At 65.5% G+C, this 12597-nt stretch carries 15 protein-coding genes and 2 tRNA genes; 10 read left to right on the top strand and 7 right to left on the bottom strand.

Annotated features, from left to right (window positions below; all coding sequences use genetic code 11):
* Positions 1–71: 71 nt before the first annotated feature.
* The gene (crp, locus tag CLM74_RS19570) at positions 72–761 is read right to left on the bottom strand and encodes a cAMP-activated global transcriptional regulator CRP (protein ID WP_025874619.1); all 690 of its coding nucleotides are present in this window, start codon (positions 759–761) and stop codon (positions 72–74) included.
* A 150-nt stretch (positions 762–911) separates the two neighbouring features.
* Between crp and speD the strand changes: the two genes are divergently transcribed.
* Positions 912–1706, top strand: a complete 795-nt coding sequence (gene speD / locus CLM74_RS19565) for an adenosylmethionine decarboxylase (protein ID WP_025874620.1) — start codon at positions 912–914, stop codon at positions 1704–1706.
* 165 nt (positions 1707–1871) lie between these two features.
* Positions 1872–2192 carry a quaternary ammonium compound efflux SMR transporter SugE gene (sugE, locus tag CLM74_RS19560; RefSeq protein ID WP_025874621.1) on the top strand — a complete coding sequence of 107 codons (321 nt, stop codon included), beginning with the start codon at positions 1872–1874 and terminating at the stop codon, positions 2190–2192.
* Positions 2193–2265: 73 nt separating this feature from the next.
* Here sugE and coq7 read toward each other — a convergent pair whose 3' ends face one another.
* Positions 2266–2910: a 2-polyprenyl-3-methyl-6-methoxy-1,4-benzoquinone monooxygenase gene (gene coq7 / locus CLM74_RS19555; RefSeq protein WP_033832396.1), complete on the bottom strand. Its 645-nt coding sequence runs from the start codon at positions 2908–2910 to the stop codon at positions 2266–2268.
* 196 nt (positions 2911–3106) lie between these two features.
* Between coq7 and rplM the strand changes: the two genes are divergently transcribed.
* Both rplM and rpsI read left to right on the top strand, forming a co-directional pair.
* Complete coding sequence (gene rplM / locus CLM74_RS19550) at positions 3107–3535, top strand: 50S ribosomal protein L13 (protein WP_025874623.1); 429 nt, start codon at positions 3107–3109, stop codon at positions 3533–3535.
* Positions 3536–3537: 2 nt separating this feature from the next.
* Positions 3538–3930, top strand: a complete 393-nt coding sequence (gene rpsI / locus CLM74_RS19545) for a 30S ribosomal protein S9 (protein ID WP_005411311.1) — start codon at positions 3538–3540, stop codon at positions 3928–3930.
* Between the two features lie 302 nt (positions 3931–4232).
* Here rpsI and CLM74_RS19540 read toward each other — a convergent pair.
* Together CLM74_RS19540 and CLM74_RS19535 are read right to left on the bottom strand one after the other, a co-directional pair.
* Positions 4233–4306: transfer RNA gene (locus CLM74_RS19540), tRNA-Gln, on the bottom strand.
* A gap of 52 nt (positions 4307–4358) precedes the next feature.
* Positions 4359–4435 (bottom strand) — tRNA-Met (locus tag CLM74_RS19535).
* Between the two features lie 121 nt (positions 4436–4556).
* Here CLM74_RS19535 and CLM74_RS19530 point away from each other — a divergent pair.
* From CLM74_RS19530 to bfr, 4 genes are all read left to right on the top strand, one after another.
* Positions 4557–5180 (top strand): RNA pyrophosphohydrolase, encoded by a 624-nt coding sequence (locus tag CLM74_RS19530; protein WP_025874624.1) that lies wholly within the window; start codon positions 4557–4559, stop codon positions 5178–5180.
* A complete protein-coding gene (locus CLM74_RS19525; protein WP_234003393.1) occupies positions 5177–5479 on the top strand; it encodes a hypothetical protein in 303 nt (100 codons plus the stop codon). The genes CLM74_RS19530 and CLM74_RS19525 overlap by 4 nt, the downstream gene beginning before the upstream one ends.
* Positions 5480–5614: 135 nt before the next feature.
* Positions 5615–5824: a bacterioferritin-associated ferredoxin gene (locus CLM74_RS19520; RefSeq protein ID WP_032951724.1), complete on the top strand. Its 210-nt coding sequence runs from the start codon at positions 5615–5617 to the stop codon at positions 5822–5824.
* A gap of 140 nt (positions 5825–5964) precedes the next feature.
* Complete coding sequence (bfr, locus tag CLM74_RS19515) at positions 5965–6435, top strand: bacterioferritin (RefSeq protein WP_025874625.1); 471 nt, start codon at positions 5965–5967, stop codon at positions 6433–6435.
* Between the two features lies 1 nt (position 6436).
* Here the strand turns inward: bfr and CLM74_RS19510 are convergent, their stop codons facing one another.
* The 3 genes from CLM74_RS19510 to CLM74_RS19500 are packed head-to-tail and all read right to left on the bottom strand — an operon-like array spanning position 6437 to position 11199.
* Positions 6437–8641: an ATP-binding protein gene (locus CLM74_RS19510; RefSeq protein ID WP_105164774.1), complete on the bottom strand. Its 2205-nt coding sequence runs from the start codon at positions 8639–8641 to the stop codon at positions 6437–6439.
* The gene (locus CLM74_RS19505) at positions 8642–10537 is read right to left on the bottom strand and encodes an EAL domain-containing protein (protein ID WP_105164773.1); all 1896 of its coding nucleotides are present in this window, start codon (positions 10535–10537) and stop codon (positions 8642–8644) included. It lies immediately after the preceding gene.
* Between the two features lie 44 nt (positions 10538–10581).
* A complete protein-coding gene (locus CLM74_RS19500; RefSeq protein ID WP_025874628.1) occupies positions 10582–11199 on the bottom strand; it encodes a DUF4126 domain-containing protein in 618 nt (205 codons plus the stop codon).
* Positions 11200–11377: 178 nt separating this feature from the next.
* On the opposite strand from CLM74_RS19500, the gene CLM74_RS19495 reads away from it, so the two are divergent.
* Entirely contained in the window at positions 11378–12121 is a 744-nt protein-coding gene (locus CLM74_RS19495) for a DUF6776 family protein (protein WP_025874629.1), read from the top strand.
* 4 nt (positions 12122–12125) lie between these two features.
* Positions 12126–12590, top strand: a complete 465-nt coding sequence (locus tag CLM74_RS19490; RefSeq protein WP_105164772.1) for a polymer-forming cytoskeletal protein — start codon at positions 12126–12128, stop codon at positions 12588–12590.
* Positions 12591–12597 lie beyond the last annotated feature (7 nt).

Genomic DNA, 12597 nt, shown 5'->3' with positions numbered 1-12597 from the left:
CGGACATGGCCCGGCGCTACCGGCGCAGGTCTTGTGGTAGCGCCGGGCCATGCCCGGCGGACACCGGGTGGTCAACGGGTGCCGTACAGCACCACGGTCTTGCCGCGGGCGTGCAGCAGGCCGTCGGTCTGCAGCTTCTTCAGCACCCGGCCGGCCATTTCGCGCGAGCAGCCGACCAGGCGGGCCAGTTCCTGGCGTGAGACGCGCAGCTGGCTGCCCTGCGGATGACTCATCGACTCCGGCTCCTGCGCCAGATCGTGCAGGGTGCGCACGATGCGGTCGGTGACATCCAGGAACGCCAGGCGGCTGGCCTTGCGGCTGGTGTCCAGCAGGCGCTTGGAGATCTGCTGGCCCAGCGCGTACAGCAGGCGCGGGGCATCGGCCGACAGCGGGCCGAGGAACAGCTGATGCAGGCGCTCGTAGCTGATTTCGGCCAGCTCGCAGGCGGTGCGGGTGCGCAGGATCACCTCGCGGCGGTCCGACTCCACGAACAGGCCCATCTCGCCGACGAACTCACCGGCGCCGAAATAGCCCAGCACCAGCTCACGGTCCTCTTCCTCCTCGGCCATGATCGAAACCGAGCCGCTGATGACGTAATACAGGGTGCCTGCCGGATCACCGGGTCGGAAGACGTCGGTACGGGTGGGATAGCGCCGCCTGTGGCTGTGTGCCAGGAAGCGGTCGATTGTTGCGATGTCCAAGGCCAATGGGCTGCTAGCTAGGCGCACGGTTGACACGATAGGGGCGCTCCCTCTGCGCATGAACGGATTCACGGGGTCGATAGCGGAGCTTAACCAGCGCAATTGTTAAGGGCAAACAGTGTGCCAGAACCTGAGCGTCTTCACGTTCCCCCTGGAGACACTTATGCCGCATAATTCCCCCTTTCCCTTCTTACACAGGAATCGACCGCCGTGGTCAAGCCGTTGCCTCGCCTGAGGTTGCAGGGTTTCAACAACCTCACCAAGGCGCTGAGCTTCAACATCTATGACGTGTGTTACGCGCGCACCGAAGAGGAGCGTCAGCGTTACATTGAATACATCGATGAAGAGTACAACGCCGACAGGCTTACTCAAATCTTGACCGATGTCGCTGAGATCATCGGCGCCAACATCCTCAACGTGGCGCGCCAGGATTACGATCCGCAGGGTGCCTCGGTGACGATCCTGATCTCCGAAGAGCCGGTGATCGACAAGAAGCAGGCCGGCAAGGAGTTGATTTCCGATGCCGTGGTCGCGCACATGGACAAGTCGCACATCACCGTGCACACCTATCCGGAAACGCACCCGCAGGAAGGCATTGCCACCTTCCGCGCCGATATCGACGTGGCTACCTGCGGCGTCATTTCGCCGTTGAAGGCACTGAACTACCTGATCGAGAGCCTGGAATCGGACATCGTGATCATGGACTACCGTGTCCGTGGCTTCACGCGTGATGTGAAGGGCAAGAAGCACTACATCGATCACAAGATCAACTCGATCCAGAACTTCCTGGCCAAGAACATCAAGTCGCGTTACGAGATGTTCGACGTCAACGTCTACCAGGAAAACATCTTCCACACGAAGATGCACCTGAAGGACTTCGACCTGGACCAGTACCTGTTCGAGGAGAAGGCCAAGAACATCTCGTTCAAGGAACGCATGAAGATCGAAGCGCTGCTGCGTCGTGAGATCGAAGAGCTGTTCCACGGCCGCAACCTGGCTGAGTGACCCATGCGCGATGCCGTCAGGCATCGCCACCCAGGCGGGACGCCCCGCCCCGTGGAACCTGCGCTTGGCGCAATCTTCAGTTCCACGGCGATGTACCGACTTACGGCCCGGTGTGAAAACACCGGGCCGTTTCGTTTTTCCCAAAAAGGTAAGGAGCCCCCACCCATGCCCTGGATCTATCTGCTGCTGGCCGGTCTGTTCGAGATCGGATTCGCCCTTGGAATGAAGTACTCCGAAGGTTTCAGCAAACCCGTGCCGACCGCCCTGACGGTGGTGTCGGCCCTGATCAGCCTGTATCTGATGAGCCAGGCGATGAAGAACATTCCGGTCGGCACGGCCTATGCGATCTGGACCGGCATCGGCGCCATGGGCGTGACCGTACTGGGCATCTACTTGTTCAACGACAGCGCCTCGCCGGCACGCCTGGCCTGTGTGGGCCTGATCGTGGCCGGCGTGATCGGCCTGAAGCTGGTGTCACCGAATTGAAGGGCGACCCGACCAACGGTCGGGCCCCACCGTGTGGTTTGGTAGGCCCCCACCGTTGGTGGGGGTTGCCCTTTCAAATGCGGTAAGCAATGGTCTTCATCACCCTGGAGGCCAGCGCCATCGCGCCCGGAATCGGGAACGGCAGGCGGCGTGCGCCGGCCTGTTCGGCATGCTCGGCATGCCGGGCCTCGTCTTCCTTCATCACCCGGATGACCGCGCGGCTGCGCAGGTCGCCGGCCGGCAGGTCGACCAGATGTTCGTCCAGATGGGCTTCCACCTGGCGCTCGGTCTCGACCACGAAGCCCAGGTTCCAGCCGTCGCCGCGCAGCCCGGCCAGGGTGCCGATGGTGTAGCTGCCGGCGTACCAGAGCGGATTGAACAGGCTGGGGCGGCTGTCCAGCTCGCCCAGGCGGGTGGCGCACCAGGCCAGGTGGTCGGTCTCTTCCTGGGCCGCTTCCAGCAGATGTTCGCGGGTCGCCGGGTCGCGTGCCACCGCGGCCTGGCCGAAGTACAGGCCCTGGGCGCAGACCTCACCGACATGGTTGATGCGCATCAGCCCGGCCGCGTGGCGACGCTGGGCGCTGTCCATGCCGGGCTCGCCGGTGTCCGTGGCCGGATAGGGGCGGCTGGCCGGCGGGTTGCCGAACACCGTGTCCAGGGCGCGCTGCGCCTCGGTCAGCAGATGGTCCAGCGGGGTGGTCTGGCGAAGCACGGTCATGTCGGCACGGCGTGGAGCGGGGGAAGCCCGATTCTCGCCCGGCCCCGGTCCCCTGCCAACCCGGGGCGGGCGGCGGCTTGCACCCGCCAGCCAAGCTGCGTAGAATGCCGCCCCTTACGCTCCACCTTTCACAACGCGTGGCAGAGTTCCGGCGAGTCCTTCGCCGCAATGAGCCCGACCTAACCAAGAGTTCTTCATGAGCACTTTCACTGCCAAGAACGAGACCGTCCAGCGCGACTGGTACCTCGTCGACGCCGAGGGCAAGACCCTGGGCCGTCTCTGCACCGAGCTGGCCCGCCGTCTGCGTGGCAAGCACAAGCCGGTCTACACCCCGCACGTTGATACCGGCGACTACCTGGTCGTCATCAATGCAGAAAAGATTGTCGTCACCGGCAAGAAGCTGCAGGACAAGATGTATCACCGTTTCACCGGTTACATCGGCAACCTGAAGACCGAATCCCTCGCCCAGGCGCTTGAGCGCCACCCGGAGCGCGTGATCGAGACCGCCGTCAAGGGCATGCTGCCGAAGGGCACGCTGGGTCGCCAGATGTACCGCAAGCTCAAGGTCTACGCCGGCACTGAGCATCCGCACGCCGCACAGCAGCCGCAGGTTCTGGATATCTAATCATGGCTATCACTCAAAACTACGGCACTGGCCGCCGCAAGTCCTCCACCGCTCGCGTGTTCCTGCGCAAGGGTTCGGGCAACATCACCGTCAATGGCCGTCCGCTGGACGAGTTCTTCGGCCGTGAGACCGCTCGCATGATCGTGCGCCAGCCGCTCGAGCTGACCAAGAACACCGAGAGCTTCGACATCCTGGTCACCGCCGCTGGCGGCGGCACCACCGGCCAGGCCGGTGCGATCCGTCTGGGCATCGCCCGTGCTCTGGTCGAGTACGACGAGACCCTGAAGTCCGAGCTGCGCAAGGCTGGCTTCATGACCCGCGACGCCCGCGAAGTCGAACGTAAGAAGGTCGGTCTGCACAAGGCCCGCCGCGCCACCCAGTTCTCCAAGCGCTGATTTACCGCGCCTGGTTGGGCTCCTTCGGGAGCCCGCTGGATGGAAAAGCAAAAGCCCGGCTTCGGCCGGGCTTTTGTCGTTCTGGGGCTGCGCATTTCAAGGTTGCCGGCTAGCGGCTGGCGATGGGGTGGGGTCAGGGCCTTTTCCTTTGGAAAAGGATCCGACCCCGGATCCCTCTCTGGAGGAGAGCCCCCTTGTTGTTCAAGGGGGTGCGCCGACAGGCGCGGGGATAAGGTGGGATGCGTGACCAAATTAAAAAGAAAAAGGCCTGATCTTTCGATCAGGCCTTTTTCTTTTTAATTTGGCTGCCCCTGATGGATTCGAACCACCGATGCCTGAGTCAGAGTCAGGTGCCTTACCGCTTGGCTAAGGGGCAATGTAACGTGTAACTATTTTCTCACTTTTCACGTTGAAAAACAACTTCAACGTGGTGGCTATGGGTGGACTCGAACCACCGACCCCAGCATTATGAGTGCTGTGCTCTAACCGGCTGAGCTACATAGCCTTGGTGAGCCCGCTATTCTGCTGATGTGTACAAGGACTGTCAACACCTTTGTATCGTGCTTGTGGCCCGACAGACGGCATGGGATAGTCCCAACCAGTAGATTTTCTTAGGAGTCCGCATCGTGATCGATCCGGACGGCTATCGACCGAACGTCGGCATCGTGCTGATGCGGCAGGACGGGCAGGTGTTCTGGGCACGACGTGTGCGCCGGGATGGCTGGCAGTTCCCGCAGGGTGGCATGAACACCGACGAGACGCCTGTCGAGGCCATGTATCGTGAACTGCAGGAAGAGACCGGGCTGTTGCCGGAGCACGTTGAAGTGCTTGGGGCGACACCGGGCTGGCTGCGTTACAAGCTGCCGGCGCGTGCCATCCGCCGCAATGAACGCCAGGTCTGCATCGGCCAGAAGCAGGTCTGGTTCCTGCTGCGCCTGACCGGTGATGAGGCCCACGTCAGCCTGGACCATACCGACTCGCCTGAGTTCGATCATTGGCGCTGGGTCGACTTCTGGTATCCGGTGGAGCATGTGGTGGTGTTCAAGCGTGGCGTCTACGCGCGCGCCCTGCGACATCTGGCGCCGTTGGCCCAGGGGGTAGCGGGGCAGGGCATCAGTGCCATGCCCAAGAGCGCTGCCGAGGCCTGGATGCCAGGCCACGCGGCCGGCCACGACAGGCCCAGGAAGCGCACGCCCATGCGCGGCGGGTACTGGCCGCGGAAAGCAAAGGGTGAACCGGGAGCCGTTTGACGGGCAGGTTGCGCAAAGAGCGGGCCGAACGGTCGCAACGCACGTCTACCGGGTATTTCCGGCAGCAACTGGCTGTCCGTCTGGCAAGCCTCCCCTGGCTGTTGTTGAGCGTGGTGGTCCTCGGCGGCATCGCATGGATGCCGCTTGCGCTGGGCGTTTGCCTCGCCTTCGCGACCTGTGCGGGTGCGCTGTTCCTGGCGGACTACCTGCTGCGGCTGAGAGCGGCAGGTGGTGGTGTGCAGTGGCTGATCGTCTTCTTCAGTACACCGGTGCTGGCGCTTGGGCTGTTGTGCCTGTAGCCGCCTCGTACCGGCTGGATTCGACGGCACTCTGAACCGTATCGAGAATGGTTCAGGTCTCTGATTGACAACCATTCTCGTTTCCATTGGAATAGCGACCAGGCCGCTACTGGCCTGCTGCCCTGGTTCCCGCCCGTGTACGTCTGCATCTGCAACGGTGTTACCGACCACCAGATCCGCGAAGCCGCCAGCCATGGCGTCACGTCGGTGGCCGAGCTGACCATGCGCACCGGATGCGGCGCGACCTGCGGTTCCTGCCTGGACATGGCCGGCGAACTGCTGGCCAAGGCGCGTGCCACCCACGATCTGCCGTTGCCGGTGTTGGGCTTGGCGCAGGTCGCCTGAGTCGTTTCGCGGCGCGTTGACGCCGCGCTCTCCTGGTCTTCATTGTTGGCTGCAGTGGCCAATGCGCACGATTCGCGTTCCTTCACGCGCGCGCGCAAGGCGCTACAGTGCCCGCGATTTCAGCGTGCAGGAGCATCCCCATGAAGGGCGACACCAAGGTCATCGAATTCCTCAACAAGGTCCTCTACAACGAGCTGACCGCGATCAACCAGTACTTCCTGCACGCCAAGATGCTCAAGAACTGGGGCATCAAGGAACTGGCCGAACACGAGTACAAGGAATCGATCGAGGAAATGAAGCATGCCGACATGCTTGCCGATCGCATCCTGTTCCTTGAAGGCCTGCCGAACTTCCAGGCGCTGGGCAAGCTGCGCATCGGTGAGAACCCGACCGAGATCCTGCAGTGCGATCTGTCGCTGGAACGCGATGGCGTGGTCACCCTGCGCGAGGCCGTGGCCTATGCCGATTCGGTCGGTGACTATGTCAGCCGCCAGCTGTTCGTGAAGATCCTCGACTCCGAGGAAGAGCACATCGATTGGCTGGAAACCCAGCTGGAGCTGATCGAGCGCATCGGTGAGCCGAAGTACCTGCTGAGCAAGCTCGAAGAGTGATTCAACGGGCCTGGTCGGCGAGGTAGCCGGTCAGCGCCACGCGCGCGCGGGCGAACTCCGCCACCAGCAGCGCCACTGCCACGGCAGGGCGCTGCAGGCTGCCACTGCGGGCTTCGAGTTCGATCCGCCGCGCCACCGCTGACAGCGACAGCGCGCCGACGTTGGCGCTGGAGGATTTCAGGCTGTGCGACAGCGCCTGCAGGCGTTCGATGTCGTTGCCCTGCGCCGCCTGCTGCAGCTGCTGCACCAGCTGCGGTGCGTCTTCCAGGAACACCGTTACGATCTGCGCGGCGGCATCGCCGATCACCGCCTGCAGTTCATCCAGCACACTGCGATCAAGCACCGGCTGTGGAATCGGGATCGCGCGCGTTCGTTCATCGTCCAGGCTTTCGCCGTCGGGCACGCTCGGGGTTGCGGCAGGTTGCACGGGTTCCGGCAGCGGTGCATGTCCGCGATCCACGGAAATCCGGCCCCAGCGCTGCAGCAGCGCATGCAGCGCTTCACGCGTGATCGGCTTGGAAAGATAGTCGTCCATGCCCGCCTGCAGGCAGCGTTCGCGATCACCGGCCATGGCGTTGGCGGTCATCGCGATGATCGGCAACCGCGTGCGCCCGGCTTCGGCTTCCTCCCTGCGCCAGCGCTGTGTCGCGCTGTAGCCGTCGAGCACCGGCATCTGGCAATCCATCAGCACCACGTCGATTCCACCTTCGCGCAGCAGTGCGAGGGCCTGCTCGCCGTCGGCGGCATTGCGCACCCGGCACTGGAAGACCCGCAGCAGGTGCTCGGCCACCATCCGGTTGACCGTGTTGTCTTCGACCAGCAGCACATGCAGATCCAGCGGTGGCAGCGCGGCGGCCGGCCTGGCGTCTTCGGCGTTGGCCAGCAGGGCTGCCGGGCGTGCAGTGGCTGTTGGCTGGGCCAGGAGCGCGTGCAGGTCGGCATCGTTGAATGTGCTGTGCAACTGCTGCTGGCGCGGCCGTGCTGCAACCGGATCATCCTGCAGCCACAGCACCTGCAGTGCGTCGTCGGCACCGCGCTCGGCCAAGGCGCGCTGCAGGGCCACCTCGCCATTGCGGCGGTGGCGCGCGTCGACCAGCAACCATGCCGGTGTGCTCTGGCCCGGGCGTGGTGCTGCGCGCAGGCGTTCCATTGCCTCATCAATGCTGGCCAGCGGCTGCACCTGCAGGCCGTGGTGCGCGGCGATGCGTTCGACGCGTGGCTGCAGCTGTGCATCGGCGGTGTACAGCAGCAGCGCTGCCGGCGAGCGGGCCAGCGCCGGCAGGTCGCCGGGAACCTTCAGCAGCGGTATTTCAAACCAGAAGGTTGCGCCCTGGCCTGGGGTGGAATGCACGCCGATGTCGCCATGCATCAGGTCGGTGATGCGCTTGCAGATGGCCAGGCCCAGGCCGGTGCCACCGTAGATGCGGGTGGTGGACGCGTCGGCCTGGCTGAAGGACTGGAACAGCCGCGCCTGCAGGGCCTCATCGATGCCGATGCCGGTGTCGACCACTTCGAAACGCAGCTGGTGCTGGGCGGGGCCTTCGCCCAGCCGCTGCACGCGCAACTGCACCTGGCCGCGTGCGGTGAACTTGATGGCATTGGCCAGCAGGTTGCCCAGGATCTGGCGCAGGCGCACGGGGTCGCCGCGTACCGGCAGGCGCACGGCCGGATCCAGTTGCAGGCTCAACGTCAGGCCCTTGGCTTCGGCGGCGCGCTGCAGCAGCTGCACCACGCCGTCGAGCAGTTCGCGCAGGTTGAAGCTGGTGATCTCCAGCTCCAGCGCCTGGGCTTCCAGGCGCGAGTAATCGAGGATGTCATCGACGATGCGCAGCAGCTGCTGCGAGCTGGCCGAGGCGGTGGCCAGCATCTGCCGCTGGTCTTCGCCGAGCGGGCCGCGGGCAATCAGCTCCAGCATCGGCAGGATGCCGTTGAGCGGCGTGCGGATTTCATGGCTCATGGTGGCCAGGAATTCGCCCTTGGCCAGCACGGCTGCTTCTGCAGCCTGCTTGGCCTGCAGCAGCTGATGTTCCAGCTGGCCCTGGCGCTCGGTGGTGCGCCGCAGCTGGTCGCGTTCACTGGTCAGGGTGATGCGTTCGCGCTGCAGTGTCGCCAGCGCGCGATTGCGCGAACGCAATCGCAGGCCCAGTACCAGCAGGGCGACGATGGCCAGCGCCAGTACCGCCAACAGCGCGACCGTCGGTGACACTCAGAGCACCGCGTTGTGGAAGTCGAAGTTCAGGTCGCTGCCGGCCGACTGCACCATATTGCCCTGGATGTAATCGACACCGCCGACCCACATCGCGGCCGCTGCCTGCGGGTCCTCGATCTGCTGGCCGATGATCTGCAGGCCGGCTGCATGCGCCTGCTCGATCGATCGGCGCAGTTCTTCGCGCGTATCGGGGTTGGAGTGGCTGCTGGAAAAGCGTGCGGCCATGCGCACGAACGACAGTGGCAGCTGGGTGAGCAGGGCCAGGGCTTCGCTGCCCGGTTCGAACTGGCTCAGGCAGAAGCGCACGCTGACGCTGGCCATGCGCTGGCAGAACTGCTGCAACGGCACGGTGTGGATCAGCGCGTCGGGCAGGCGCACGTCGATCACCAGCGCGCTGCCGGGCAGGCGGCGTTGCTGCAGCGATTCCAGCAGCCAGTCGGCGAAGGCATCGCGCTGCAGGGTACGCAGCGACTGCGAGACGAACAGGTTCAGCGGCTGGGTGGCGTGGCGATACAGGTCGAGCAGACCCATCGCATGCTCCAGCACCTGCTGGTCGAGGTCGGCGATGCGGCCGGCCGCCTCGGCTGCCGGAATCACCTGGCCGGCGGTCAGTACGCTGCCATCGGACCTGCGCAGGCGCAGCAGCAACTGGTACTGCGCGCTGCTGCCGCCGGCGACGGCGACGATCGGCTGGTAAGCGAGCTCGAGCTGGCCTTCCAGCAACGCCAGGTGCTCCTGCTCGGTCGTGACCTGGCGATGCACATGGCCGGCAACGCCGGCGCTGAGCAGGCGTGCCTGCAGGGTGGTACGTTCGACCGCTTCCAGGGCGCTGCTGGCATCGTCGAAACCCGGCGACAGCGGCGCGTAGCCGACCACGCCACGCAGGTGTACCGATTCGTCGTCGCGGATCACGAAGGCGCGCGCGGACAGCTGCTCACGCAGGGTGCCGGCGATCGCTTCCAGGCTGTCCTCATCGGCGTTGCGCGCCAGCAGCAGGAAGCTGTTGTCGTTCAGGCGCGCCAGCAGGTGCGGATGGCCAGCCTCGGCAAGGCGTTGCCCGGCCTGCACCATCAGCCGCTCGAAGGCCGCATAGCCATAGCGCTCGCGCAGGCCCAGCGCGCTGGAGATTTCCACGAAGAACACGCCACCGCGGTCGTGCTGCGCCAGCGTCGCGTTGAGTTGCTGCAGCACGTGGTGGCGCGTGGGCAGCCCGGTTTCCGGGTTGCTGGTGGCCGGTGCACCGTTGGCACCGGGCAGGGTCGCTGCCTGCGCGCGTGCGCGGCGGATACGGTTGGCCACCGCGGCAATCAGGTGGCGCGGCCGGATCGGCTTGCTCAGGTAATCGTCGGCACCACAGTCGAGCACTTCGAACTGGCGCTCCGGATCCGGGTCGCCGCTGAGGAAGACGATCGGCAGCAGCTGCATGCCGGGCTGCTGGCGGATCATCGCGGTCAGCCGCATGCCATCCAGCCCGGGCAGGTGCAGATCCATCAGGATCAGGTCAGGGCGTTGCTCGCGGATGGCCTGCTGCACGCCATCGGCATCGCCGAGCACGATCGCCTGCATGCCGGCGCCATGCAGCACGCTCTGTGCGAACAGCGCCTGGGCACGATCGTCTTCGACGATCAGCACGCGGTAGGGCGAGTCGGCATCGACAGGCGGGATGTCACTGTTGCCCGCCTCGGGCAGTGCGGCGGTGGAGGGCAGGGGCGGCGGAGCCGCCAGTCGGGCGCCGTCGCCGGGCACCGACAGGGCGGGTGTCTCTGACACCGCCGGTACTGCTTCGGCAGGCGTTGCCGCGGCCAAGGGGGCGGCCCAACGTTGCCAATGATCGGCCGGAGGGGTTTCAGCGCGTCCCGGGCGGGGGCCCGCGGCGGATTCGTTTGCGGCCATCGATGCTCCTGGTGTTCGCGGCCATTATGCGACAAGCCTGCCGATCAGCCGGTACGCGGTTGCCGTTGTCCGTCGTCGCTGCCGCCACGTGCCAACCAGCGCACGCTTTTCCACAGGGTGCGCCAGACCAGCCAGACCAGCAATGCGCCGGCCAGGCTGCAGGCCAGCACCACCACCAGCGCGATCCATGGATGCGCCAGCGCGAGCGCCAAGCCGCCGATCACCACGGTATCTTCGGCCGCAGAGGCGACCCAGTTGCTGGCCGGTTCCGGTGAGGTATTGAGCAGGGCGCGGGTGCCGGCCTTCAGGCCATGGCTGGCCAGCGCAACGCCCGCGCCGGCGACCAGTGCACCGGTACCCAGGTCGCCATCGGGCGACAGTGTCGCTGCCGCGAGGAAGGCGCCGGCGGGCACGCGCGCCAGGGTCTGCACCAGGTCCCAGGCTGAATCCACGCCGGGAATCTTGTCGGCGAAGAATTCGGCAATGGCCAGCGCCGCCGACGTGCCGAGCACCCACCACGACTCGGTGGCCTGCAGCGCCGGTGGCAGGTCGACCCAGCCGAGCAGGCCGGCGATGCCGACGCCGAACACGGTGAGGTAGACACGGATGCCGGCCAGCCAGGCCAGCAGGATGCCGATCACGAACAGGTGGGCTTCGGTCATGGCGGGCTCCGGCGGCGGAACTGTGCGGGGTGCCACACTATCGACCATGGAGTGGCTGAATGCCACCGCCCGGTACCGGCCGGCACCGGGGAAACCTGCCGTTCCTGTCATACACTAGCCCGTCGTTTGCCCCAGGGGCCGTACTGGCGTCGCCACTGCGATGCCACGGAGACTACCCATGAACAACCGCCCTCCCATGCGCGTGCAGGTCCGCCTTCCCGGTGCCGCGCAACCACCCGCCGACCGCCGTCGCCTGCTGGTGATCGCCGGCATCTGGCTGCTGAGCCTGGTGCTTGCGGTGCTGGGTGGCTGCTGGCTGGGCACGCCGCGCGGTGAACAGGGCCAGCGCGTGCAGGCTGCCGAGAAGCGCGCCGATACGCTGCAGACGCAGTTGACCGAACTGCGCCAGAAGCAGGCCACGCTGGAAGCGTCGGACCGCATCAGCCGCGCCGCCAACAACGAAGTGCAGTCTTCGCTGGCCGAGCGCGATGAAGAGATCGCCGGCCTGCGCGCTGACGTCGCCTTCTACGAACGCCTGGTGGGCTCGACCAGCCAGCGCAAGGGCCTGAACACCCATTCGATTGAATTCAGCCCGGAATCGGCCGGCACCTGGCAGTACAGCGTGGTGCTGACGCAGAACCTCAACCGCGGAGCGATCAGCCAAGGGCAGATGCGTTTCACGGTGGAAGGCGTGAAGAACGGCAAGCTGGCCACCATCAGCTGGGACGAGCTGCACCAGCGCAGCAAGGTGCCGGGACAGGATTACTCGTTCCGGTACTTCCAGCAGCTCACCGGCAGCGTGATGCTGCCGGCTGACTTCACCCCGCAACGGGTGAAGGTGACATTGGGGAGTGGTGCGGGGGGCACCACGCAGGTATTCGACTGGAAACAGGCCGGCGCACCGGCCAGCAAAGGGGAGTAGGCAGATGTTCGGAAGCAGCAAATCCAGCCGTGATGGCCAACTGGTGGTGGATGCCCTGATCGGCAACCAGGTGGTGATCCGTGGCGATGTGGAATTCAGTGGTGGCCTGTACGTGGAAGGTCGCATCCACGGCAAGGTGATTGCCCAGGAGGGCGCCAGCGCGGCGACCCTGACCCTCGCCGAGCATGGCGTGATCGAAGGCGAGATCCGCGCCCAGGTGGTGGTCATCAGTGGCCGCCTGGACGGCGATGTCCATGCCACCGAGAAGGTCGAACTGACCCCGAGTGCGCGGGTCAACGGCAACGTTCACTACCAGGTGGTGGAAATGAATGCGGGTGCCCAGCTGAACGGCCGGCTGATCCATGCCAGCGCCCCGATGCAGGCCCTGCCGGCGCCGGAAGGCGAAACGTCCGCTGACGGCAAGGGCGACACCGCCGCCCGCCGCAAGCTGGCCGAGGCGATGGCTTGAAAGCCAG

Source organism: Stenotrophomonas sp. MYb57, assembly GCF_002966815.1.
Classification (GTDB): domain Bacteria; phylum Pseudomonadota; class Gammaproteobacteria; order Xanthomonadales; family Xanthomonadaceae; genus Stenotrophomonas; species Stenotrophomonas indicatrix.
The sequence above is the reverse complement of the archived record's forward strand: the minus strand, read 5'-3'. Positions and strand labels throughout refer to the sequence as shown.

Coding starts and splice junctions, on each gene's coding strand:
- sugE (WP_025874621.1), top strand. CDS start 1,872: ATGCCCTGGATCTATCTGCTGCTGGCCGGTCTGTTCGAGATCGGATTC.
- rplM (WP_025874623.1), top strand. CDS start 3,107: ATGAGCACTTTCACTGCCAAGAACGAGACCGTCCAGCGCGACTGGTAC.
- coq7 (WP_033832396.1), bottom strand. CDS start 2,910: ATGACCGTGCTTCGCCAGACCACCCCGCTGGACCATCTGCTGACCGAG.
- crp (WP_025874619.1), bottom strand. CDS start 761: ATGCGCAGAGGGAGCGCCCCTATCGTGTCAACCGTGCGCCTAGCTAGC.
- CLM74_RS19490 (WP_105164772.1), top strand. CDS start 12,126: ATGTTCGGAAGCAGCAAATCCAGCCGTGATGGCCAACTGGTGGTGGAT.
- bfr (WP_025874625.1), top strand. CDS start 5,965: ATGAAGGGCGACACCAAGGTCATCGAATTCCTCAACAAGGTCCTCTAC.
- CLM74_RS19505 (WP_105164773.1), bottom strand. CDS start 10,537: ATGGCCGCAAACGAATCCGCCGCGGGCCCCCGCCCGGGACGCGCTGAA.
- CLM74_RS19500 (WP_025874628.1), bottom strand. CDS start 11,199: ATGACCGAAGCCCACCTGTTCGTGATCGGCATCCTGCTGGCCTGGCTG.
- CLM74_RS19495 (WP_025874629.1), top strand. CDS start 11,378: ATGAACAACCGCCCTCCCATGCGCGTGCAGGTCCGCCTTCCCGGTGCC.
- rpsI (WP_005411311.1), top strand. CDS start 3,538: ATGGCTATCACTCAAAACTACGGCACTGGCCGCCGCAAGTCCTCCACC.